The 22,013-nt window shown below is 51.4% G+C and carries 21 protein-coding genes and 1 pseudogene; 13 read left to right on the top strand and 9 right to left on the bottom strand.

Annotation, left to right across the window (positions count from 1 at the left end; genetic code table 11):
* Positions 1-102: 102 nt before the first annotated feature.
* The 4 genes from SH467x_RS09820 to SH467x_RS09805 all read left to right on the top strand — a co-directional run bounded on the left by SH467x_RS09820 (position 103) and on the right by SH467x_RS09805 (position 3,364).
* Positions 103-1,398, top strand: a complete 1,296-nt coding sequence (locus SH467x_RS09820; protein ID WP_482371091.1) for an RHS repeat domain-containing protein — start codon at positions 103-105, stop codon at positions 1,396-1,398.
* Between the two features lie 2 nt (positions 1,399-1,400).
* Positions 1,401-1,748: a hypothetical protein gene (locus SH467x_RS09815; RefSeq protein WP_482371090.1), complete on the top strand. Its 348-nt coding sequence runs from the start codon at positions 1,401-1,403 to the stop codon at positions 1,746-1,748.
* A gap of 42 nt (positions 1,749-1,790) precedes the next feature.
* Positions 1,791-2,633: an RHS repeat-associated core domain-containing protein gene (locus SH467x_RS09810; RefSeq protein ID WP_482371089.1), complete on the top strand. Its 843-nt coding sequence runs from the start codon at positions 1,791-1,793 to the stop codon at positions 2,631-2,633.
* A gap of 62 nt (positions 2,634-2,695) precedes the next feature.
* A complete protein-coding gene (locus tag SH467x_RS09805) occupies positions 2,696-3,364 on the top strand; it encodes a hypothetical protein (RefSeq protein WP_482371088.1) in 669 nt (222 codons plus the stop codon).
* Positions 3,365-3,871: 507 nt separating this feature from the next.
* Here the strand turns inward: SH467x_RS09805 and SH467x_RS09800 are convergent.
* Positions 3,872-4,069, bottom strand: coding sequence for a hypothetical protein (locus SH467x_RS09800; protein ID WP_482371087.1), 198 nt, complete (start codon positions 4,067-4,069; stop codon positions 3,872-3,874).
* A 42-nt stretch (positions 4,070-4,111) separates the two neighbouring features.
* Between SH467x_RS09800 and SH467x_RS09795 the strand changes: the two are divergent.
* A pseudogene (locus SH467x_RS09795) lies at positions 4,112-4,545 on the top strand (RHS repeat-associated core domain-containing protein).
* Between the two features lie 682 nt (positions 4,546-5,227).
* Here SH467x_RS09795 and SH467x_RS09790 read toward each other — a convergent pair.
* Both SH467x_RS09790 and SH467x_RS09785 read right to left on the bottom strand, forming a co-directional pair.
* Positions 5,228-5,764, bottom strand: a complete 537-nt coding sequence (locus SH467x_RS09790) for a tyrosine-type recombinase/integrase (RefSeq protein WP_482371359.1) — start codon at positions 5,762-5,764, stop codon at positions 5,228-5,230.
* Between the two features lie 182 nt (positions 5,765-5,946).
* The gene (locus SH467x_RS09785; protein WP_482371086.1) at positions 5,947-6,198 is read right to left on the bottom strand and encodes a tetratricopeptide repeat protein; all 252 of its coding nucleotides are present in this window, start codon (positions 6,196-6,198) and stop codon (positions 5,947-5,949) included.
* Between the two features lie 297 nt (positions 6,199-6,495).
* Here SH467x_RS09785 and SH467x_RS09780 point away from each other — a divergent pair, with 297 nt between their 5' ends.
* Positions 6,496-6,840, top strand: a complete 345-nt coding sequence (locus SH467x_RS09780; RefSeq protein WP_482371085.1) for a transposase — start codon at positions 6,496-6,498, stop codon at positions 6,838-6,840.
* 297 nt (positions 6,841-7,137) lie between these two features.
* Here SH467x_RS09780 and SH467x_RS09775 read toward each other — a convergent pair whose 3' ends face one another.
* The 4 genes from SH467x_RS09775 to SH467x_RS09760 all read right to left on the bottom strand — a co-directional run bounded on the left by SH467x_RS09775 (position 7,138) and on the right by SH467x_RS09760 (position 8,951).
* Positions 7,138-7,326, bottom strand: coding sequence for an alpha/beta fold hydrolase (locus SH467x_RS09775; RefSeq protein ID WP_482371084.1), 189 nt, complete (start codon positions 7,324-7,326; stop codon positions 7,138-7,140).
* A 65-nt stretch (positions 7,327-7,391) separates the two neighbouring features.
* Positions 7,392-8,132, bottom strand: a complete 741-nt coding sequence (locus SH467x_RS09770) for an alpha/beta fold hydrolase (protein WP_482371083.1) — start codon at positions 8,130-8,132, stop codon at positions 7,392-7,394.
* Positions 8,133-8,222: 90 nt separating this feature from the next.
* Positions 8,223-8,693, bottom strand: a complete 471-nt coding sequence (locus SH467x_RS09765; protein ID WP_482371082.1) for a nuclear transport factor 2 family protein — start codon at positions 8,691-8,693, stop codon at positions 8,223-8,225.
* Positions 8,694-8,747: 54 nt separating this feature from the next.
* Positions 8,748-8,951: a hypothetical protein gene (locus tag SH467x_RS09760; RefSeq protein WP_482371081.1), complete on the bottom strand. Its 204-nt coding sequence runs from the start codon at positions 8,949-8,951 to the stop codon at positions 8,748-8,750.
* A 213-nt stretch (positions 8,952-9,164) separates the two neighbouring features.
* Here SH467x_RS09760 and SH467x_RS09755 point away from each other — a divergent pair, with 213 nt between their 5' ends.
* A complete protein-coding gene (locus SH467x_RS09755) occupies positions 9,165-10,793 on the top strand; it encodes a sigma-54-dependent Fis family transcriptional regulator (protein WP_482371080.1) in 1,629 nt (542 codons plus the stop codon).
* A 337-nt stretch (positions 10,794-11,130) separates the two neighbouring features.
* On the opposite strand, the gene SH467x_RS09750 is transcribed toward SH467x_RS09755, so the two are convergent.
* Positions 11,131-13,410, bottom strand: coding sequence for a S9 family peptidase (locus SH467x_RS09750; protein ID WP_482371079.1), 2,280 nt, complete (start codon positions 13,408-13,410; stop codon positions 11,131-11,133).
* 262 nt (positions 13,411-13,672) lie between these two features.
* Here SH467x_RS09750 and SH467x_RS09745 point away from each other — a divergent pair, with 262 nt between their 5' ends.
* From SH467x_RS09745 to SH467x_RS09725, 5 genes are all read left to right on the top strand, one after another.
* Positions 13,673-15,475 (top strand): sialate O-acetylesterase, encoded by a 1,803-nt coding sequence (locus SH467x_RS09745; protein ID WP_482371078.1) that lies wholly within the window; start codon positions 13,673-13,675, stop codon positions 15,473-15,475.
* Positions 15,476-16,662: 1,187 nt separating this feature from the next.
* Positions 16,663-17,130: a GNAT family N-acetyltransferase gene (locus tag SH467x_RS09740; RefSeq protein WP_482371077.1), complete on the top strand. Its 468-nt coding sequence runs from the start codon at positions 16,663-16,665 to the stop codon at positions 17,128-17,130.
* 378 nt (positions 17,131-17,508) lie between these two features.
* Positions 17,509-18,135: an RNA polymerase sigma factor gene (locus SH467x_RS09735; protein ID WP_482371076.1), complete on the top strand. Its 627-nt coding sequence runs from the start codon at positions 17,509-17,511 to the stop codon at positions 18,133-18,135.
* A 41-nt stretch (positions 18,136-18,176) separates the two neighbouring features.
* On the top strand, positions 18,177-18,368 hold the full coding sequence (locus SH467x_RS09730) for a hypothetical protein (protein ID WP_482371075.1): 192 nt from the start codon (positions 18,177-18,179) through the stop codon (positions 18,366-18,368).
* An 89-nt stretch (positions 18,369-18,457) separates the two neighbouring features.
* Positions 18,458-19,534, top strand: a complete 1,077-nt coding sequence (locus tag SH467x_RS09725) for a redoxin domain-containing protein (RefSeq protein ID WP_482371074.1) — start codon at positions 18,458-18,460, stop codon at positions 19,532-19,534.
* Between the two features lie 78 nt (positions 19,535-19,612).
* Here SH467x_RS09725 and SH467x_RS09720 read toward each other — a convergent pair whose 3' ends face one another.
* Positions 19,613-20,164 (bottom strand): TlpA family protein disulfide reductase, encoded by a 552-nt coding sequence (locus SH467x_RS09720; protein ID WP_482371073.1) that lies wholly within the window; start codon positions 20,162-20,164, stop codon positions 19,613-19,615.
* A gap of 555 nt (positions 20,165-20,719) precedes the next feature.
* On the opposite strand from SH467x_RS09720, the gene SH467x_RS09715 reads away from it, so the two are divergent.
* Positions 20,720-21,976, top strand: coding sequence for a hypothetical protein (locus SH467x_RS09715; protein ID WP_482371072.1), 1,257 nt, complete (start codon positions 20,720-20,722; stop codon positions 21,974-21,976).
* The last annotated feature ends 37 nt before the right edge of the window (positions 21,977-22,013 follow it).

Below are 22,013 nucleotides of genomic sequence, written 5' to 3'. Positions count from 1 at the left end.
ATCGAGGGCCAACCGTGCATTGAAATCGTTGCAAAAGGAGTTTTGATTCGAAATAACTAGCTTCAAAGCTTTGCCCCAGGAAGAAGAGCGACTGACAATGTCTTGGGCCAAATTAATAAGGTAGCTCTAATTTGGTCAAGTGACCGCCGTCGACCGACGCACATCGGCGATGAAGCGTATTCGTACGACGACAACGGCAATCGGCTGAGCAAAGTACGGATCAGCACCGCTTCGGCCGATGACAAGACGGTCGAGTACCAGTGGGATCATCGCAATCGTCTGATCAGCATCGTTACCAAGAACAACTCGGGGGTGGTCACCAAGAAGGTCGACTACGAATACGATGTGTTCAATCGCCGGGTGAGCAAATCGATCAATGCCGACGGAGCCGGTCCAGGGGCGACCGAGGTGACACGATTCGTTTACGATGCCTTCGGCAATGTGGTCAGCGAAACTGACGCTGCCATTGCATTCTTGTACGGCTTCACTGGCCGCGAACGCGACGAAGAGAGTGGACTCAATTACCATCGCGCCCGCTACTACGAAACGGCCACCGGCCGCTGGCTCAGCAACGACCCCATCGGCTTCGCCGCCGGTGATACCAACATCCAGCGATATGTTGGTAATAATCCGGTTAACTACGTCGATCCAAGTGGATTGACTGGAACTCCGGTTGCAGTGTCTGTGGAAACGGATAGCGTGGATTCAGGAGGCATGTGGGAGGCTCCAATTAGCCGTGGGACCGTAAGGAGCTGCATAGTATGCCACAATCCGATCATTATGAACGGAGGAAGTTTTGAGGATCTCCCTTTATCGTTTCAGCGGGGGGCGATGGAGTTTCTACGAGTCGATACGGTTGTAGATGCCGAGATTGGGATTGATTCTCTTCGCGATGCACACGATTCCGCTCAAGAAGCTTCGGTTGGTGTCGCGTCGGTGGTTGTTGAACCAGTCGACTGGTATCTAACGATAAGAGAGATATGGAATGATCCAAGCAATCCGTGGAGCTATCCCGGGTTGTTACCATTCATTCCAGCTGTCGGTGGTATACTCATCAAGAGGGTCGACGATGTCGTGGCGGCCCCAGTTAGTGCAGGAAACACATTTCCGAGCAATCCAAATGATTTACTTCCGGGAGTACCTCGGACAGTCAAACCGAACGGTAACCAAGTGATTCACGCTTCGGATAGAGTTCGAATTCGAGCAGAAGCACACCCAATCAATCCTGGGGAAATTCATGCGCCTAGGCATCATGATCAACACTATCACGTTGAAATTCGACTCGACCCCACCAGGAGTTGGAATAATCCCAACAACGTACAAAAGGTGTTGCCTCCGAACTACCAACCGGGGCACGGTACAGGATTCTTGCCCGGTGAGAACTTCCCAGGAATGTAAGTATGACTATGACAACACAACAATCCGTTGAAACACCGATCGGCTTTGCCGATGGAAAAGTAGTTCGAATCGAAAAGCTAGGCATGAAGGTTCATGTGGCTGTTCAGGCGTGGGACGAATCTACGATTGAGGTCGAATTCGATGAAGTAATAGGAATTCGGGAATCGATGGCATTTGAACTGTCGGATTTGGTGGTAACACACCTTAAAGGCGAATTCACCAAGTGGTGTACCCAAAGAGCGTATGAAGGTCAAAGTGATGGAGGGGAGTCGGTCTACCAATTCCTCGATATCGAGGGCCAACCGTGCATTGAAATCGTTGCAAAAGGAGTTTTGATTCGAAATAACTAGCTTCAAAGCTTTGCCCCAGGAAGAAGAGCGACTGACAATGTCTTGGGCCAAATTAATAAGGTAGCTCTAATTTGGTCAAGTGACCGCCGTCGACCGACGCACATCGGCGATGAAGCGTATTCGTACGACGACAACGGCAATCGGCTGAGCAAAGTGCGGATCAGCACCGCTCCGGCCGCTGACAAGACGGTCGAGTACCAGTGGGATCACCGCAATCGTCTGATCGGCATCGTTACCAAGAACAACTCGGGCTTGGTCACCAAGGAGGTCGACTACGAATACGACGTGCTCAATCGCCGGGTGAGCAAATCGATTGATGCCGACGGTGCCGGTCCAGCGTCGGCCGAGGTGACGCGGTTCGTTTACGATGGCGGTGATATTCTGGCGGTCACCGACGCCAGCGGCGACATCACGCATCGCATGCTGCATGGTCCGGCGGTGGATCAGATTCTAGCCATCGAAGAGGACGCGACCGGCGAGGTCCTATGGGGACTGACCGATCATTTGGGCAGCATTCGCGACATCGTGGACAACGACGGAAACGTCGAGAATCACATCGTTTACGATGCCTTCGGCAAGGTGGTCAGCGAGACAGCCGCAGCGGTCGACTTCCTATTCGGCTTCACCGGCCGGGAGCGAGATGAAGAGAGCGGACTGAACTACCATCGCGCCCGCTACTACGACACGGCCACCGGCCGCTGGCTCAGCAACGACCCCATCGGCTTCGCCGCCGGTGATACCAACATCCAGCGATATGTTGGTAATAATCCGGTTAACTACGTCGATCCAAGTGGATTGACTGGAACTCCGGTGCAGTGTCTGTGGAAACGGATAGCGTGGATTCAGGAGGCATGTGGGAGGCTCCAATTAGCCGTGGGACCGTAAGGAGCTGCATAGTATGCCACAATCCGATCATTATGAACGGAGGCAGCTTCGAGGACCTGCCCTTGTCATTCCAGCAAGGAGCGATGGAGTTTGCGCGTGTTCAAACGCCGGCACAATTTGACGCAAGAATAAGTTTATTGGAGGATTTGGCTCGGACGACGGAAGTAACAGTTGGGGTCGTTGGGACCGTCGGTGTTGGAGTAGTAGTGGGACCGATCGTCGTCGGAGGCATATCGGGGACCACAGTCCTAACAGAAGTGGTTGACACCGTAGCCGAAGAAGCTGTTGCCACCGCAACTGGAGGAGCAGTTCCGTTCCTACCCTTGAGCCCGGTTGATGTCCTGCAAGACGGCGGCCGCGCGGTCCTGCGAAGACTGTGGCGAGCCTCCCCGCCGAGAATCGGAAACCCCGCAGACGAGATTGCCGGCGGCTTCCATCCCAAAGACTACGTTGATGATGGCTTGATTCCGGCTGGCCCCTACTTCGGCGTGGATGACGCAGGAAGAGGGGTTGCTGAAGGATTTGAACCGATTTACGAAAATGGAATTCAAGAGATTATTATTCCAGGTGCCACTTTCGACGACATGATGGACGATGGAATACTGGTGGTGGACGGACACTATCCGGGCGGTGTGGCTGTATACGCACCTACGGAAAGTCTCCCTCGTTTCAACGATGGAATTCAACAGGGACCACCTAATATCTATCACCCAAGCCCCAACAGGAGATAGCATGGAAATACGCATTAATGACACAGTCGACGCGAAAGTAATTTCAAAGCAAGGCTACGGGATCATCCTCGAATACGATGGCCACCAGATCATAGTACTTGCACCGTACTTGCCTCAAAAGGGGAGGGAAACGGTAAGCTCGATCCGAGAGGGGAGTGTATTACCTGTGAATATCGTAAGAAAAAATGAACAGACTGGCGCGTTCGTTGGGAGGATTGAAGCAAGAGCGTGTGACGAAACATGATTGTTACTGGCCGCATCGCACTCGCATTCTCGGCAGAGAAGAAAAAGGGTCAGGAGCGAATGGCACTGTCGAGTCGTAAGTTGTTTCAGGTGCAGCGCTTGCGCAATTCGCGACGAAGTTGTTCGCGAGGTTTCATCATCAGTTTGTATCCGTGCCTTCTTCGTTTCAATTCGCGACGTTCTAAACAGCCGGGTCGGTTTGCGACCTCGCAACGCGCGTGGAAGAGAAAAGGGGTCAGGAGCCTTTTTTGGGGAGATTATCGCTCACGGGCGAGCTGTCGCAGTGAGGGAGCAGCTTCTCTGACTCTTCTCAATCTCTAGCTTGGGCAACTGACCGCCGCCGACCACACGCACATCAGCGACGAAGCGTATTCGTACGACGAGAATGGCAATCGGCTGACCAAAGTACGGATCAGGACCGCTCCGGCCGAAGACAAGACGGTCGAGACCCAGTGGGATCATCGCAATCGTCTGACCGGTATCGTTACCAAGAACAACTCGGGCGTGGTCACCAAGGAGGTCGACTACGAATACGACGTGTTCAACCGCCGGGTGAGCACATCGATCGATGCCGACGGTGCCGGTCCAGCGGCGGCTGAGGTCACCCGATTCGTTTACGATGCCTTCGGCAATGTGGTCAGCGAAACTGACGCTGCCATTGCATTCTTGTACGGCTTCACTGGTCGCGAACGAGACGAAGAGAGTGGACTCAATTACCACCGCGCCCGCTACTACGAAACGGCCGCTGGCTGAGCAACGACCCCATCGGCTTCGCCGCCGGGGATACGAATATCCAACGGTACGTCGGTAATAATCCGGTCAACTATGTCGATCCGAGTGGATTGACTGGAACTCCGGTTGCAGTGTCTGTGGAAACGGACAGCGTGGATTCGGGAGGAATGTGGTCTCCACCACCACAGCAGAGACAGGACGGGTAGCCGTGTGAACAAGGTTCAGTACACTTGGTAACGAAAAGGATCAATCACGTCGAGCGAGAAGGGACGGACCGCCCAAGGCCGGTGGACCGACACGTTGAGTGCATCCGCTGGTTAGCTCATGCCTTTTCTGATCCGGCAGGTTCGAGTGTGAATCGATCCCTAACGTCGGTTAGGAAGATGATGAGCAAATTGTATGCGTTAGAGACCGCCTCCAAATCAGACCAGATTCTAGCAGAGCGTCTCGTTGATTGCACATCAGCCAGGAGGTGGACGCAGAAATGAGTCAAAACTACTCAGGACGACTAGGAACACAGATAGATTGTAACGTTCAACATCTTGGACAAACAGGAACACTAATCAACACTCATTGCCACTAATCGAAAACCACCACGAACCTATGCTCTTACTTATTAGTGGTGATTAGTGACGATTAGTGTTCTGCTATCATGCGATCCGAGGATTTGATTGGCAGAGAACTCGTAGGTATGGTTCACATGTCTGGCAGCACACAATTGTTTGGAAATCAATATGGAGGTATAGAAAGACTTTTCACAACTCTGCTGAGCTAACTAGTAATTCTCCGGCGCCCGCGCCGGATAATAGGGGATTAGACTAACCCATTTGGCAGGTCAAATGGGCTATGGGACCCATTAATTTTTGCCTCATCTTCTAAAACGTAAAGCTAGGTAACTTCTAACGAATTATGCCCCAGAATGCTCTGTAAACGCGTCATTTGCATTCCGGACAAGTGGAGGTGCGTTGCTGCAGCCCGCCGAATATCGTGTGGCGTAATCCGTCGACGGATGCCAGATCTCGCGAGAGCGTCGTGAAATATCCGGCGCTGATGGTCGTCGTTGCTGTGATAGCGTTTCAGATGTCCATCTGCCGGGGCCCGGCTTAGTGTCTCGCTTGGGAATAGCCACATCCAACCGAGCTCACGAGGCGCAGAAGGGCATTTGCGAGCATAGGCATGAGGTACTGGCACCCCGTTAGGGTTGTTGGTTGCATCGTGTCGGTGAAAACTTTCGGCGACTTCGATCTGGTGGCGAACTTTGTCGTGGATTGATTTCGGGAAAGGGACAATCCGGAAATGATCGTGATTTGTGCTAGCACGCTCAATTTGCTCGTCCGCGAAATTCAGGTCATTGATCGATAGATTCAAGGCATCCGAGAGGCGTACACGCTCCTCCAAAGGCCGAGCCAAAAACTCATTCCCCATTTTGCCTTTCAAGGGCAGACATCCGACGAGATGGTCTTTGGGACCAGAGCGACAGACTCGATACATCCATCCTGCTCGCCCCTCTCTAATTTCCACTTTCGAAACTCGACTCTCCAGCCGCTTCGCGACTCCCCAGTTCTCGAGCGCTTTTTTTCAGAATGTCCTGCAGCGCCGAAGTACGACTATGCTTCCCTTCTTCGAATTCGTTCTTGCCGTTGAATTGCCGCAACTCTAATGTTCTCAGGTAGACCGGGTATTTTCAGGGCCCTTGTCAGATCCTCCGCCGCCTTATCACTTTCGTCAATGGCGGAGTAGGCGAGCGCTCTGTTGTAGAGTGCCATCCCCAGTACATCATTGGATATGCCTGATGCATCTATCGCAGAGGTGTAGTCTAAAACGGCCCCAGCAAAGTCGCCTTTCTTCGCCTTTGACATTCCGTTTCGGTACAACGAAATAAATTTCGCACGACTTGAGAACCGACTTTTCAGCCAATCAACAATTGTCATTTTAAGCAACTCGATGAAAAAATCGTGGAATTGAAGTCCGCTTTTCGAACTGTCTTCAAGGTATCAAATTCCGATTCAGGATGGAACTCGCAGTCGAATCAACTGAGGGACTTGAGATATAACCAAATGTTGGGTTCTGTGAATTGAGAAAAAGGTGGCGTATCCTGCTGGTGTAAATGTCAAGTTTCACTAGCGTCCCAACGAGGGCACAAGGAGTACGCCGAGATGAAAAATAAGGTATTCGATGCTTCTGAACCAGTGGGTGGAAACGAAGTTTTGAAGTTTGGAGCCATCGAGAATGCCAGAAGCATTCTCGACCAAATCATCCAAGACGGGGCGAGACGCATGCTGCAAGCTGCTTTGGAAAACGAGGTCGAAGCATTCCTCGAACGGCATTCGAACAAAGTTGACAAGGAGGGAAGGCGACAAGTTGTCCGAAACGGATACTTGCCTTCACGCGAGTTGGTGACGGGTGCAGGAACGCTCGAGATCCAACAGCCTCGTGTTCGCGATAAATCACCCGAGGCCGACGATCGCATTCGATTCTCCTCTAGCATCCTGCCGCCCTAAGTTCGCAAAGGGAATTTCTATTCGAGATTTCTTTCTTGCTGGCTGCACCTGCTTTTCCTTTCTCTGCCCCCCATTTTCTTGTGCTCGTTTATCAGCGCAGGAACAAGTAGTGGGATTGGCAAAAAGATAGAAGAGATCTTTGGATATGCTCTTCTTCGACTCCCCATCTCTTCATTGCGGCTTAGCGCCTTTGCGAGAGTACCTGTCGCCGTTTTCGCTGGCAAATATTAAGCACTCCGTCCATTCCAAGCCGCTTTCTAGCTTAAACGGCAGGTTGTGGGCGGAGTCTTCCAGTTTCTAGCGCGTTGCCTTTAACTCCCGTTGCAAGAACGCACGAATCCATTCCGCGATTTCATCGCCGTTGGATTCCAGAGCAAAATGACCTGCGTCGAGAAGATGAAAGTCGATCTTCTTGATGTCTCGACGATACGGTTCGGCGCCCGCAGCTGGAAAGATCTGGTCGTTCTTGCCCCAAACGATCAACATAGGAGGTTGGTGCTTGCGAAAATACTCCTGCCATTTCTTATACAGCGGTGGATTGCTTCCATAGCTTAGAAACAAATCGAGTTGAATCTCTTTATTGCCTTCACGTTCCAGCAGGAACTGATCATGGCTGGGCCATCCGGACTGATACGCTCTACATCGGACACACCGTGAGTGTACTGCCACTTGGTTGCGTCGTAAGTGAGCAACCCCTTCAACGCCTCTCGTCTGGCTGAATCGTTCGGGTTCTTCCAATATTCCTTGATCGACTTCCAAAAGTCATTATCTAAGCCTTCGTCATACGCATTGCCGTTCTGGACGATAAGTCCACGGACTCGCTCAGGATGCGCGGCTGCCAATCGAAAACCAATCGGTGCACCGTAGTCTTGTACATAAAGTACATACTCATCTACTTGAAGTTGCTCCAAAAAATGATCCAAAACGGTCGCCAGACGATCGAATGTGTATTCGAATTCCGAACGGTCCGGCATCGAACTTTGCCCAAAACCTGGATAGTCGGGCGCAATCACGCGATACTGGTCTGCCAACTTAGGAATCAGATTGCGAAACATCTGCGAACTGGTTGGAAAACCATGTAGCAGCACAATCGCCGGAGTGTTCTTAGGTCCCGCTTCGCGATAGAAAATATCGAGCCCATCGACCTTTGCTGTTTTATGATGCACAACATTCGTGTGGCTTGCTTTGATCAATGTTGTAGACTGCGCCAAAGCAGAGGATGTGAGAAGCGAAACGCTCAAAAGACCCGATGCGACGATCAGGGCAATTGTTTTTTGGTCGTGCCAAATCATGTTTCTTATTCCAGTTGTAATGGTTGTTAATTCAGGATCAGGGTTCAGTTGATTGTTGGTTCTGCAATCGCTCTGCGATTGAACGACGAACTACTCGACGCCACCAAGGCCAATGTGTGATTCAGGTCGGGGGCCTGGCGCGGACCATAACAAGCGTCGGTGTTGAGCTTGGATGGCCACATCATTGATGCTGGCTTCTCGCCTGCGCATCAGACCTTGCTCGTCGAACTCCCAAAGTTCATTTCCGTAGCTTCGGAACCAGTGAGAGTCGACATCATGCCATTCGTATTGAAACCGCACCGCGATACGGTTTTCGCTGAAAGCCCACAGCTCCTTGACCAAGCGATAGTCAAGTTCTCTCTCCCACTTGGCTGTCAAGAATCGAACGATCTCCTCCCGACCTTGGATGAAGTGATCGCGGTTGCGCCAGAGCGAGTCTTGGCTGTACGCCATAGAGACTCGCAAGGGGTCGCGACTGTTCCAGGCGTTTTCAGCAGCTTGGACCTTTGCAGTGGCCTTCGCCTGATCAAAAGGGGGACAGATGACGGATGTCGAATTCATGACTACCTCGAAAGCAAGATTTGATTGTGTGACCGTTTTGGTGACCACCGTGGACTACTTGTGTGAATCGCAGCACGCTTCGCCGACTTTGCAGGCTTCACCGTCAAGGCTGAGCGGAGTTGCTCTCGGAAAGTCGATGTCGGGATTGGCGACATGATTGAAGTAGTGGGTCAGGCCGACCATCTTGCTTAGGGTGGAATGAGCCGCGAGGCAGTAGTCGCATCGATTGCGCTGGGCGATCGCGTGGATTCGTGTCATGAGTTGCTTTCTGTAAGAAAAGAATTTTGCGTCGGATAGTCCGAGGTTTCTGTGCTCTTCTAAAACAACTTGCATGCCAGATCCGGAAGAATGCCGTAAGTCACTTTCCATCAAGTACTTATAGTTATTTTCTTTTCCGGAAACGACCAGCGATATTTCGCTGAACAACGAGATATCGTTTTATTTGCAGCGAAAAGTCGTTATGCTGTTCCAATGAAAAGTACTTTCGACAATGCGGAGAGCGAGGGACTGCTTCGCGACCCCAAGTCGCTTCTCCTGGAATTAGCAGGTCATCATCTTTTGACTGAGCTGCTCCCCTTCGCCGTTAGTCGATTGGCCGCGAACCCAAATGTTGCCTTGGCGAGAATTTGGTTGAAACTCCCGACACCACGCAAAGACTGTGCGCAATGCAGATTTGCATCTGAATGTCCCGATCGTGATCAATGCCTCCATCTGGTTGCCAGCTGCGGTGTGTCGATCCTCGATGGCAACGCGAATTGGTCGCGACTCGATGGGGACTTCAGACGCTTCCCGATGGGAGTGAGAAAGGTTGGTCGCATTGCTACAGCAGGTCAATCGATGGAAGTCGCCGATGTCAGTGTTGATCATTCTTGGGCGGCCGCTCCGGCATGGATCAAAAGCGAACAGATCCAATCGTTCGCTGGCCATCCACTAGTCTACCGTGGCGAAGTGCTGGGGGTCCTGGCACTCTTTGCTCGAGTAAAACCGGGCAACACATGCTTCGAATGGTTCCGAATGATCGCTGACCATTTGGCCGCTGCTATTGCCAACGCCAGGATGGTCGACGAGATCGCCGCTCTGAAGAGGCGTCTTGAAGTCGAGAACGAGTATTTGCGAGAAGTGGTCAACGTCAACTCGGTGTTCGGTGATCTCATCGGAGCGAGCCCAGCGATCAACCTCATCACGCGGCAGATCGAATTGGTTGCCAATACAGATAGCACCGTCTTGATATTTGGCGAAAGCGGGACTGGTAAGGAAGTTGTCGCGCGAGAGATTCATCGATGCAGTCGCCGAGGGAGTCGTCCGCTGATCAAAGTCAATTGCGCTGCCATTCCGCGTGAGCTTTACGAGAGTGAGTTCTTTGGCCACAGCAAAGGCTCCTTCACCGGAGCACTGCGCGATCGGGTTGGTCGATTCGAATTGGCGGATGGCGGCACCTTGTTCCTCGACGAAATTGGCGAGATACCGCTCGACATGCAGGCCAAGCTGTTGCGAGTTCTTCAAGAAGGCGAATTAGAGCGCATCGGTGAAGAACGCACGCGCAAAGTGAGTGTTCGCATTATCGCCGCCACCAATCGGGACCTGCGTGCCGAAGCCGAGGCCGGTCGATTCCGCCCGGATTTGTACTATCGACTCAGTGTCTTTCCGCTTGAGTTGCCGCCACTTCGCAAGCGGGTTGAGGATATCCCTATGTTAGCTGAGCATTTCTTAGCTCGCTTTGCCAGGCAGCTAGGGCAGCCAAGATTCAGATTGACAATGGCCAACATCCAAGACCTGCAGCGATACTCTTGGCCTGGCAACGTTCGCGAGCTTCAGCACGTGTTAGAACGAGCCTGCATTGTTTCCGAGAGAGGCCGACTCGCATTCGATCATTTACGGGAAACTTTACCGGCGTCGACACCCACGGTGAATGCGACCCACGCCGAGGATCGCATCTTCACCGTTTCCGAACTCCGCGAGCTCGAAGCGAGCAACATCCTGTCCGCCCTCAAGCGCACCAAGGGCAAGATCTACGGCGGTGACGGAGCCGCAGCGTTGCTATGCATGAAACCGACAACGCTCATATCCAGAATCAAGGCACTCGGTGTACAGATCGGCTAATATAATAGAAATCCAGAGGCTCGCTAAACGGCACATCAGGCGATTGCGGCGATGAAGCAGCTGGCGTCCAAGCCTTGGTTTATCGGCGCGGGTTTTCATCGTCCCCATGACCCTTTCGTGGTTGAAGCCAATTGGGAACACTAATCTTCGCTAATCGAACACTGATAAGGCAACCTCAATAGCAAATTCCTCTGCGTTGGACTTGATTCCGCAGATGCCCTCGCGCTCCAATGCTGCCCTTCAAGATTAGTGTTCGATCAGTGGTAATTAATGTTCCCAAATCTTTCGATTGTGTTCAACATCATCAACGTCAAAACCCGCAGGACGTTTTATCCGTTCAAGGTTGAGGTCCGGGAGGGATCGCGCGCAGAAAGTGGTTGGTGATCATTTGATAAAGGTGCGGTGTCGTATTTTCGCCTTCGCGAATCGCGTGAGTCCGATTCGGGTAAGCGAACATGGAGAATGGTTTATTGTGCTTGATCAACTCATTGATTAACAGCTCCGTCGTCTGATAGTGGCAATTGTCATCGCCGGTTCCATGGATCAATAAGAGCTCCCCCTTGAGCTGGTCCGCAAAGGTGATCGGCGAACCCAAACGGTATCCTTCCGCGTTATCGCTTGGCAAACCCATGTAGCGCTCTTGATAGATCGTGTCGTAGTAGAGTTGATTGGGGACCGGAGCAATCGAAACGCCAGCCTTGTATAGATCCGGGTATCGAAATAGCGCGTTGAGAGTCATTGATCCGCCACCGCTCCATCCCCAAACACCTACCCGCTCGGGATCCAGATACGGGAACTGTTTGAGGACCGATTTCACTGCCGCCGCTTGGTCGGCCGATGCGAGAATACCGATCTGGCGATAGATACTTTTTCGCCATGGGCGCCCTCGAGGTGCAGGTGTACCTCGATTGTCAAAGCTCATCACCACGTACCCTTGTTGTGCAAGCATGCTATGCCACAACATTTGGTCTCCGCCCCACTTGTCGACCACAGTTTGTCCAGCGGGTTCACCGTAAACATAAACGATCAGTGGATACTTCTTCGACGGATCGTGATCGGGGGGGAGAATGCACCACGCATCAAGCTCCACGCCATCGCCTATCTCGACGCGAAAGAATTCGCTCCTAGGCAATTGGATCCCGTCGAGGCGTGAGCGGAGCTTCGCGTTTGGTTCAGCAACAAACTGAGTTGCGTGATCACTGAGACGAACGACTTCTGTCGTAGGGGGAGATGTGAACTGAGAAGATGTAACCAATGCCCGTTTGCAATCGGGGGAAAGGACATAACGATGCGTACCGGCCTTGGTCTCAGGGGTAACGCGTTGCACATTGCTGCCGTCGAATTTCACGCGATAGAGATACATCTGGGTAGCGTTGGAAGGTGATGCGTAGAAATAGACCCATTGAGCGTCGCCGTCTACGCCGAGGATCCCCATCACATCGAAATCACCTGAGGTTAGCTGCTTAAGCGATTTGTCTTGGATGGAAGCGAGATAGATATGTCGCCAGCCATCTCGCTCGCTCAACCAAGCGAACTGCGACCGATCAGGTAGCCAATAAAGTGCGTCCTCAACGTCGATCCACGCATCATCTCTTTCCGTCAGGATCACATCGACCGTCGAATGGATGGCATCCGCTACATAGACGTTGAGGTGGTTTTGCAGTCGATTCAGTTGCTGGATAACCAATCGAGATTCGTCGACCCATTCCATTCGAGGCAAATAGTTGTCTCGTCCGTCTCCGGGAATCGGTATCCAATTGATGTCGCGGCTGGCCAAGTGAACCACGCCGATGCGCGCTGCAGGGTTTGTTGTCCCAACCTTGGGATACGGAATAAACTGAATCTTGGGATAGAGTGTGGAGGTGTTGTCAACGAGCGGAAACGACTCGATCCCCGAAGCGTCGATCTCCCAAAAGGCGATGTGTTTCCCATCCGGACTAAAACGAAAACCATCCCGAATCGAGAACTCTTCTTCGTAGGCCCAGTCAAAGGTCCCGTTGATCGTCGTAGAGCTGCCTGTATCGGTTAAGCGCGAGATCGAACGATCATCCAATTTCTGAATGTAGAGATCGTTCTTGTAAACGAAAGCTACATGCATGGCGTCCGGTGAAAATTTGGCGAACATGAGAGATGCTGCATCGGCATCACCTCCAATTTGCATCAGCGATTTGGACTTCACGTCAAGAACCCAATAGTCACCTCGTGTGTTCAACCGCCAGACTCGCTGGGTGTTTGCAAAGATCAGCAGCTTGGTTTTGTCATGGGACCATTGGTACGAGTCCAAACTCAGCGGCTTCTGTGCCCCTGCGGGCGTAAGCATCTCGCTCGATACCAAAACTTGTTCGATGGACGGGGAGGTGAGATCAATCCGAACGATCGATTTATTTCCTGTCTCGGCATCTCGTTTGATTCGCTCGAACCCTTGGCTGTCGCTCTGCCATTGGCCAACGAATGTTTCGCCGGCGAAGTCCTTGCTCGTGAAGATAGAGTCGATCGTAAGGCCTGATGCCTGTCTTCGAGCAAGTTCCTGGGCGCAGGAAAAGGAGGTGAGTGACGCCAGGTGAAGGACGGTCGCAATTCCGACGATCGCAATGAATCGAAATGGCATAAGGTTCATCGAATGAATCCAAAGAATTGGAGTTATGGAAACTTCAGCTCACGACGCCAGCGTAAGAAGAGTTATGCTGGTCTCCGCCAGGATAGTAGCAAATCACCAAGCTGTCTATTGTGCGCACTTTGATGAGAAAGGAGGCTCGTCGTGCACAAGGCAGCAGAGATACCAAGCCCTAGAATAGCGACGAGTCGCTTACGGGTGTGAAGATCGTCGTGGTGAACCCTTTCAAGACAAATGGCAATAAGGCGGGGCATTAAGAATGCGAATGGCGAAAACAAAGAGACTGACCGACATGGGTATCACAGCGATACTTCTGTGCTTGCTGTCTTCAAGCTGTTTTGCCCAGCCGCTCAAGGTGTTCATCCTGGCTGGTCAGTCGAACATGGAGGGACATGCGGAAATCCGGACCTTTGATTATATCAGCAGAGATCCAGCCACGGCACCTTTGCTCAGCGAGATGCGCAATGCCGATGGAACGCCTCGCGTATGTGATAGGGTTTGGATGTCCTATTTGACGGGACCTTATGATGGGAGCGCAAATGGCGAGGGATTGGGGAAACTGACCACAGGCTTTGGCGCACGTGGAAACCGGCCTACTATGGATGGCGGCAAGATTGGTCCTGAGTTCACTTTCGGTATCACGATGGAGAAAGAGCTCCAGGAACCTATCTTGATCATCAAGACTGCTTGGGGCGGAAGATCTCTTCATACCGAGTTTCGTCCCCCTAGTGCAGGGGTTTATAAGCTCCCTAAGAAAACTCAAGAGCAGTGGGACAAACATCCACAGGGTGCCCACGGTATCCCCAAGCTTGAAGATCGGAAGAAATGGCAGGAAGACAAAGACGCAGCCTCGGGTGTGTTTTATCGCATGATGGTTGAGCATGTGAAAAAGGTGCTCGCAGATCCCGCTCGTGTCTGTCCTGCCTACGATCCCAAGGCGGGCTACGAGTTGGCGGGTTTTGTATGGCTTCAAGGTTTCAACGATCTCGTGGATGGCCATACATATCCGAATGGCGATTATGAGGAATACTCGCGTCTCTTGGCGCACTTCATCCGCGACGTGCGCAAAGATCTTGCCGCTCCCACGATGCCATTCGTTATTGGCGTACTTGGTGTCGATGGCGAGAAGAACGTCAACTTCCGCAATGCCATGGCCGCTCCCGCTGCCTTGCCCGAGTTCGAGGGAAATGTAATTGCTGTGGACACCGCCCCTTTTTGGGATCATGCCATCGAAGCCGCTGTACCCAAGCAGGACGAGTACAACCAAATCGTTGGTACGGCACACGTTTTGAAAGCAGACGGCACGCTCGATAGGGAACGGAAATGGAATGAGTTTTGGAAACCGATTGGCAAGCCTTTGCCTGAGGAGCGAAGCTGGCGTTTCGTCGCGGTGGATCCCACCGAAACCAAGGATAAACTAGAGGAATTCAGCGATAGGCGTTTCCGTGACATCGCACTCCCTGCAGAGATGGAGAATTGGTATGCGCCTGAGTTCGACGACAGCAACTGGCTGATCGGCAAGGCCCCCATCGGCAAGGGGGTATGGAAGCACAGTGGAATCACGTTAGAAAAACATCCCTCAGAATGGGGAAAGGAAGAATTCCTGCTGATGCGTACCACGTTTGAAGTGGATAGTCTCGAGTACGATTCCTATCGTATCGCGATCCTGGCGAGACAAGGGTTCCATGCCTATTTGAATGGTCACAAGATTCACACCTACATCTGGTGGAATGACAAGCCGCAATACCGATCTATCGCTCTCGATAAAGAGCAGACTCAGTATCTGAAGAAAGGGAAGAACATCTTGGCGGTTTATGCCAACGACCAATACTCGCCAGGCTCCAGTGAACACTATGCCGCGATTGATGCTTGGATTGAGGGGGTCACCAAAGCGGATCAAGAGAAGTTTGACTTGGCATTGGAAGAAGTTCTTCCGCCCAAAGACCGAGAAGCACTCGAGGGGGCATCCAATGGCGGCTATCACTACTTTGGAAGTGCAAAGATCTTCGCTCAAATGGGCAAAGCTTTTGCCGGAGCGACTCTAGAACTAATGAAGCAACCTCGGTAGCAAATTCCTCTGCATTGGACCTGATTCCGCAGATGCTCTCACGCTTCAATGCCGCCCTTCAAGATTAGTGTTCGATCAGTGGTAATTAGTGTTCCCAGTCTTTCGACTCCAGGGAGAAAAGCTATGATGTTCCAACAAAAAGGAAACGGCTCGTCGCTGATGATCTGCATGCCAGAGCAAAGGAAGCCAATTGGGAACACTAATCTTCGCTAATCGAACACTAATAAGGCAACCCGGTAGAAAACCCCTCTTCGTTGGACCTGATTTTGGAGATGCCCTCACGCATCAGTGCTGTCCTTCAAGATTAGTGTTCGATCAGTGGTTATAAGTGTTCCCAGTCTTTCGACTCCAGGGAGAAAAGCTATGATGTTCCAACAAGAAGGAAACGATCTATCGCTGATGATCTGCATGTCAGAATGAAGAAAGCCAATTGGGAACACTAATCTTCGCTAATCGAACACTAATAAGGCAACCCGGTAGAAAACCCCTCTTCGTTGGACCTGATTTTGGAGATGCCCTCACGCATCAGTGCTGTCCTTCAAGATTAGTGTTCGATCAGTGGTTATTAGTGTTCCCAGTCTTTTGACTTCAGAGAGAAAATCTATGATGTTCCAATAAGAGGAAAACGATCTATCGCTGATGATCTGCATGTCAGAACAAGGGAAGCCAATTGGGAACACTAATCTTCGCTAATCGAACACTAATAAGGCAAACTCGATTGCAAATTCCTCTGCGTTGGACCTGATTTTGGAGATGCCCTCACGCTTCAATGCCGCCCTTCAAGATTAGTGTTCGATCAGTGGTTATTAGTGTTCCCAGTCTTTTGACTTCAGAGAGAAAAGCTATGATGTTCCAACAAGAAGGAAACGGCTCGTCGTTGATAAACTGCATGCCAGAGCAAAGGAAGCCAATTGGGAACACTAATCTTCGCTAATCGAACACTAATGAGGCAAGACACGATAGCAAATTCCTATGCGTTGGATCTGATTCCGCGGATGCATTCACGCTTCCATGCTGCTCTCGAGGATTAGTGTTCGATTAGTGGTAATTAGTGTTCCCAATCTTTCGCCCCTGGGGCGAAGGGCTATGATGTTTCAGTAACAAGGCAACGGTTCGTCGTTGATGATCTGCATGTCAGAAAGAAGGAAGGCAATTCGGAACGCTAATCGAACACTGATAAGGAAACTATGATTGAGATCAGACAAGCTTTACCTCGCGATGTGGAGACCATTGCCCATTACAACATTGCACTTTGCCGGGAAACCGAAGGACGGGAACTGGATTTGGCGACGGTAACCAACGGTGTAAGACGCTTCGTTTCTGAACCCACCAGGGGAAGGTACTTTGTGGCGGAGATCGACGGTCAAGTCGTCGGGCAATCCGCGCACACCTTCGAATGGAGTGACTGGAGAGATGCCGAAATCTGGTGGATTCAGAGCGTCTACGTGCATCCCGATTTTCGTGGCAGGGGAGTGTTTCGCTCTCTCTTCACCCACATGAAGGAACTTGGCAAAGCAAACGCCGATTGCTGTGGCATCCGCCTCTACATGGAGCGGGATAACGAAAGCGCACGTCAAAGCTATCGACGCCTTGGCTTTCGTGAAACGCCATACGTGGTCTTCGAGAGACTGTTTTCTCAAACCGATGAATCTTGAGCTTCGCTACAAGAAGACGGAGCTGCACATTGGGCATAAAACGATTGTGCCAGAAGCTCGTGCAGCTTGGATAGCTGTTGACTTGTACACTCGGTCGTCGACCAAGAGTTAGCCGCCGTCTTGGACCAAACGTAAGACGCAACGGATTTCTTGACGACTACCTTCCAAAAGCGGTTGAGTTTTCGACCCTGATTGTCCAATCTCGGCCACTAATTGCAAAACCGAGGTAAGCGCGACGGAAGATGGAGCGTCTGTTGATGGTGTCCGTCGATTTTGAGGGATCTTATTGAGAATCCGAAAGGATGCTGACGTGGAACAGCTACCGTGTTCCACAAAAACAGACCGTAACCCATTGCGAAACGAAGATGCCGATCAGGAATGAGAACACCAAAGTTCGATGACGAGGCTCTATGGATGCACTTAAAGGGTGGTGGTCCTTTACAGGATGATGCTATTTCCGAGCTTCGCGCCATTCTGCTTCGCGGGTTGAGCAAATCGCTCAACAATCGTTACGGGAAACCGTTCAATGCAGAAGACATCGTGCAAGATGCCTTGCTGAAGGTATTAGGCTCGCTCGACAAGTTTGAAGGGCGTAGCAAGTTCACGACTTGGGCGATGACGGTCGCGACGAGGATTGGGATCAGTGCCCTTCGACGAAAGTACCATCAAGACGTATCGATGGAACCATTCTGGTCTACCGATGGATATTCAATAGAAGTCGCGATTACTGACGAGCCTACATTATCGAACTCCGAATCACGGTCCAAAATATTTCGTGTATTGCAAAACTTGATCGACACCGAACTCACGGACAAGCAACGTCTCGCAACCCGAGCGTTTCTATCAGATTTTGCAACCGACGAGATCGCCGAGCAACTAAAGATGAATCGTAACGCTGTGTACAAACTGATCCACGATGCAAGACAGAAACTAAAGGTCGGTTTCGAGCGGGCCGGATTGACCAGTGAAGAAATATTCTACGAACTGTCAGAGGGAAGCAAATAATGCAACTGAGCTATCAACAAACTACCAGTCTGATCCAACTTATGCTAATCACGAAGGATGATTCGATGGGCTGTGATGGGTGTTTGGGACTCATGGACCAGTTCGCGCAAGCTGAGCTTGACGGCGCTGCGTTCCCAGGGGCTTTGGAACGTGTTCGCATCCATCTCGATCAATGCAAATGTTGCAAAGACGAGTACGACGCGTTGATGATTGCTCTGCGCGAGGTTCAATGAATGTTCGAAGGTCAGCATGAGTTGATTTTTACCTTCACTAATCGTCTTGCGGTTTGCTCTCTTTTATTTTCGAACGGAAGGAATTTGCAATGTCGCTTATCAGAAATGCCTTCGTAGTGATAGCCCCACTCATATTGCTAATCGCTGGTAGAGTTGCCCATAGCGACGAGCCACAACCAAAGCCGGTCATCCCGCAAACACTTCTGAAACTGATTCATGCTCCCGAAGTCCAAGAGGAATTGGGACTTCAGCCTGACAGCGAATCGCTGATGACTATATTGCGTGAGATCGATGGACCTTGGTGGCGGAGCCGAAACCTACCTGAAGAGAAGCAGCAGGAAGTTGTTGAATTGCTCGAGAGGAAATTGCTTGCCGACCTGAAAACGATTTTAAAGGATGATCGGCTAAGACGTTTGCGTGAAATCGAAGTTCAGTCGCAGGGAACTCGCTCGTTAATACGCCCAGGTATAGCGAAGGGGGTTGGACTTTCGATCAGCCAGACTCAGGAGATCCAGAAAATGTTCCTGGAGACGGACAAAATAGCTCGGAAGCTGGTCGAAAGCCCCAAGGATGATTCCGGCTTGGAGAGCAAGTTGCAGTCGGCGCGCGAGGCGGAGCAAAAGCGACTCAACGACCTTTTGACCGCTTCTCAGCGCACCTCACTTGGTAAGCTTATTGGTAAGCCGTTTGATACTTTAAGTTTGAAAAGAATCTACCCCTTAGCACCTGAGCTTATCGATTCAGGCGAGTGGACTGGAGGGGAGCCAACAACGCTAGCTGATCTGCGGGGCAAAGTAGTTCTGGTTCACTTTTATGCCTTTCAATGTCACAACTGCGTTGCAAATTTTGACCACTACAATCGATGGCAAAAGCTCTTAGTAAGTCGAGGCGTCCGTGTGGTTGGTATTCAAACACCCGAAACCTCCGCGGAACGAAATGTCTCTTTGGTCAAGGCCGCCGCCAAAGAAAAGGGCTTTCAGTTTCCAGTCTTGATCGACTTGCAGAACAAGAACTGGGACGCCTGGAGCAACACGATGTGGCCAACGGTGTATGTCATCGACAAGAAGGGCTACATTCGTTCCTGGTGGCAGGGCGAGCTTAACTGGCAAGGCGCAACAGGCGACAAATCCATCGAGACTTTGGTCGATCAACTCCTTGCAGAATGACCGCTATTTCCGGAGTTCGCTTATTGGTCCTGAGATAGCTGCAGTCCATCGCTCCTATCCGATAACAGATGACAATTGCTATTTCTTCGTCATCGATTCAAGCTTCTTGACGAACTGATCCTTGGGCATCCGATCGCTATTACTTTTTCCGACGTGCCGAAACATTTCTTTACCCTGGCCATCGAGAACGATCAGAGCAGGATAGTGAACGCTCTGTCCGTGGAATTGATATCCGTCAGGTATGCCAAAGCGTTTCGCTATTTTCGCACCAGCGTCGCGATAGATCGTAGGCTGTTTTACCCCCTCGATCTTTACGATTTTCTTTGCCCATGCGCGGATATCTTTCTCGCTGTCCGGTTTGATGAACAAATGAACTACGTCAGGGGTTGTCGCAGCTAGCTTGGCATACTCCTGCGTGTACTTTAGACAGAATGGACACTCCGTTTTCAAAAGAAAGTGCAGAACAATCGTTTTTCCTTTGTTTTTAGCTAATTCGAACTTGGAATCGCCCTGGGTCTGAGAGTCCGTAACAACTGCCTCGAGTGTAAAATTCTCTACCTCTTGGGCTAATGTCACCCGGGGTATGGAGAGCGCGATCCCTAGTAGCGTTAAAGCAATCAATTTCATCATCTTGTCCTAGTAGAAAGGAAATGGGTTTGGAACCGAGTTACTGACATTCCGTACATGTCGCCATCAGAAGTTATTCGGGGAGTTCGACTTCAGCAGAATCGCAATGCTACCGATGACCCCTTTCTAGACGAGGTGGAGCACAAGGCTCTTACCGCCGCAACCTCAGATTTTGGTCGCATTCTCGAAAAGCTGCTGTGATTAGAAACTCGGCGGTGTTGCCACTTGGGAGCGGGAGCAGAAGGTGACTTTTCGGCACCAGTACAGGAACATTGACCAGACTCGAACTGAGCCGGGCCTGACGTCTCCCGTCTTATTTCCATGGATCGATTCGCTTTGGAAACACGGGGTTCGAACGAAAGGAACTACGAAACTTGCGAATTGCATCCATGAGGGAATCGAGTTCCACGCATTTTCCTCTATCATGACGCCTGAAGCCCGCTAGCAGCTTTAGCCAGGCTTTCGAGTCGCGAATCTTAGGCGGGAGAGACCTCTCTGTCCCATCTCCGGTTTGCGCAAACGCCTGTCGTTCGTTCGTTCCATTCAAGGAAAACTCGCATGAGCAAGACCGATTCCGCTCCGCCAGCCATGAGTCCCGATTCGATTGCCTACCTCGAAGAAGTAAAAAAGGGCAAGCCTCGCAAGTTTGCCATGATCTGCAAAGGGACCAATATTGTCAGCTTGGTCGTCTACAAGAAGGGGAATGTCGAGAAGCGCAAAAAGGAAGCGAAGGAGTCGGGAAAGGGGCAGTTCTATTTCGGAATCGTCGACGGAAGAGGGCAGGATATCCGTTTTGTGTTGGCCCGTGCGGACGGATTCGACAGCGCCCCGGTGAAGTCCACGGTGCTCAAGAGTTTTCTAGACGAAGTGGCCAACTTGAAGTGCAAGCCATACTTCGAGATTGTCGATGTCGCCCCGCTGGCCCTGGACGAAGACGATCCGCTCGTGGCCCGTTTTCTACAATTGCAAGGTGCGGCCCTTCAAGCCTGCGAAGCCCACTCGCAACGAGCCGATGAAATCAACGAGTTGTGTCTTCTGATCGGCAAACTCCTGGATCAAGAACCGAATGACGAGGCAGCAGGAAAGCTCGATACGTTGGAGGCGCTTTTAGCAAGTTTGGGAGCGAATGCATCATCCGTCGTCGAACAAAACGCTGCACCACAGCAACCCCAGGGCGATCCGGCCGCCGCGTTTATGGCGAGGCTGAAGCCTCTAATGCCGGGCATCCAACAGGCGAAAGCAAACCCTTCGGTGATCGGTGAGCAAATCGCAGCGGCTGCAAATGAAGCTGGAGTGTTCGCGCGTCAAAAAGACTTCGAACAGGCCCATCGCTCACTGGACGAGGTCGAGCGCCTGCTCCAACAAACAGCGGACGGACGTCCAAAGACCGACGGTTCCGCCGTGGAGTTTGCGAAGATCAAGCTGGAATGGAATGCGGCGAAACAAGCAGTCAAGAAACAACTCGATGAGCTTGCAAAGGAGATTCTCAACGATCCCGAGGAAGAGCAGGAAGAGGAGTCGGAAGAGGGAGACGACATGACAACCGCCGTCGTCAAGCTAGACAAGGTTCTTTCACGACTTAACGAAGGCCTCGGAGACACGCTTGATGAACTTTATTCGGCCGAGCCATCCGCCCGCCCGCCCATCTTCATTCGATTGACTTCGATTGTCCAAAACTACCAAGTCTATCTTTCTCAAGACGAGTTGATCGCTCTGGTCGAAGAAAACCCTTATCGAAGCGTGCAGATTCGCGAGACGCTCAACGTACCGCTGTCCAAGATACAAACCCAGATCCCCACTGAACACCAAGCGTAATTACCAAAGCTTCCGCCCTCGACAACGGGTACGCGCA

The sequence above is a fragment of the Brakhagea slesvicensis genome (genome assembly GCF_052161625.1).
Lineage (GTDB): Bacteria > Planctomycetota > Planctomycetia > Pirellulales > Pirellulaceae > JBKCUI01.
The sequence above is the reverse complement of the archived record's forward strand: the minus strand, read 5'-3'. Positions and strand labels throughout refer to the sequence as shown.

Coding starts and splice junctions, on each gene's coding strand:
- SH467x_RS09815 (WP_482371090.1), top strand. CDS start 1,401: ATGACTATGACAACACAACAATCCGTTGAAACACCGATCGGCTTTGCC.
- SH467x_RS09800 (WP_482371087.1), bottom strand. CDS start 4,069: ATGATCCCACTGGGTCTCGACCGTCTTGTCTTCGGCCGGAGCGGTCCT.
- SH467x_RS09790 (WP_482371359.1), bottom strand. CDS start 5,764: ATGGGGAATGAGTTTTTGGCTCGGCCTTTGGAGGAGCGTGTACGCCTC.
- SH467x_RS09785 (WP_482371086.1), bottom strand. CDS start 6,198: ATGTCAAAGGCGAAGAAAGGCGACTTTGCTGGGGCCGTTTTAGACTAC.
- SH467x_RS09780 (WP_482371085.1), top strand. CDS start 6,496: ATGAAAAATAAGGTATTCGATGCTTCTGAACCAGTGGGTGGAAACGAA.
- SH467x_RS09775 (WP_482371084.1), bottom strand. CDS start 7,326: ATGTTGATCGTTTGGGGCAAGAACGACCAGATCTTTCCAGCTGCGGGC.
- SH467x_RS09770 (WP_482371083.1), bottom strand. CDS start 8,132: ATGATTTGGCACGACCAAAAAACAATTGCCCTGATCGTCGCATCGGGT.
- SH467x_RS09765 (WP_482371082.1), bottom strand. CDS start 8,693: ATGAATTCGACATCCGTCATCTGTCCCCCTTTTGATCAGGCGAAGGCC.
- SH467x_RS09760 (WP_482371081.1), bottom strand. CDS start 8,951: ATGACACGAATCCACGCGATCGCCCAGCGCAATCGATGCGACTACTGC.
- SH467x_RS09755 (WP_482371080.1), top strand. CDS start 9,165: ATGAAAAGTACTTTCGACAATGCGGAGAGCGAGGGACTGCTTCGCGAC.
- SH467x_RS09750 (WP_482371079.1), bottom strand. CDS start 13,410: ATGAACCTTATGCCATTTCGATTCATTGCGATCGTCGGAATTGCGACC.
- SH467x_RS09745 (WP_482371078.1), top strand. CDS start 13,673: ATGGCGAAAACAAAGAGACTGACCGACATGGGTATCACAGCGATACTT.
- SH467x_RS09740 (WP_482371077.1), top strand. CDS start 16,663: ATGATTGAGATCAGACAAGCTTTACCTCGCGATGTGGAGACCATTGCC.
- SH467x_RS09735 (WP_482371076.1), top strand. CDS start 17,509: ATGAGAACACCAAAGTTCGATGACGAGGCTCTATGGATGCACTTAAAG.
- SH467x_RS09730 (WP_482371075.1), top strand. CDS start 18,177: ATGCTAATCACGAAGGATGATTCGATGGGCTGTGATGGGTGTTTGGGA.
- SH467x_RS09725 (WP_482371074.1), top strand. CDS start 18,458: ATGTCGCTTATCAGAAATGCCTTCGTAGTGATAGCCCCACTCATATTG.
- SH467x_RS09720 (WP_482371073.1), bottom strand. CDS start 20,164: ATGATGAAATTGATTGCTTTAACGCTACTAGGGATCGCGCTCTCCATA.
- SH467x_RS09715 (WP_482371072.1), top strand. CDS start 20,720: ATGAGCAAGACCGATTCCGCTCCGCCAGCCATGAGTCCCGATTCGATT.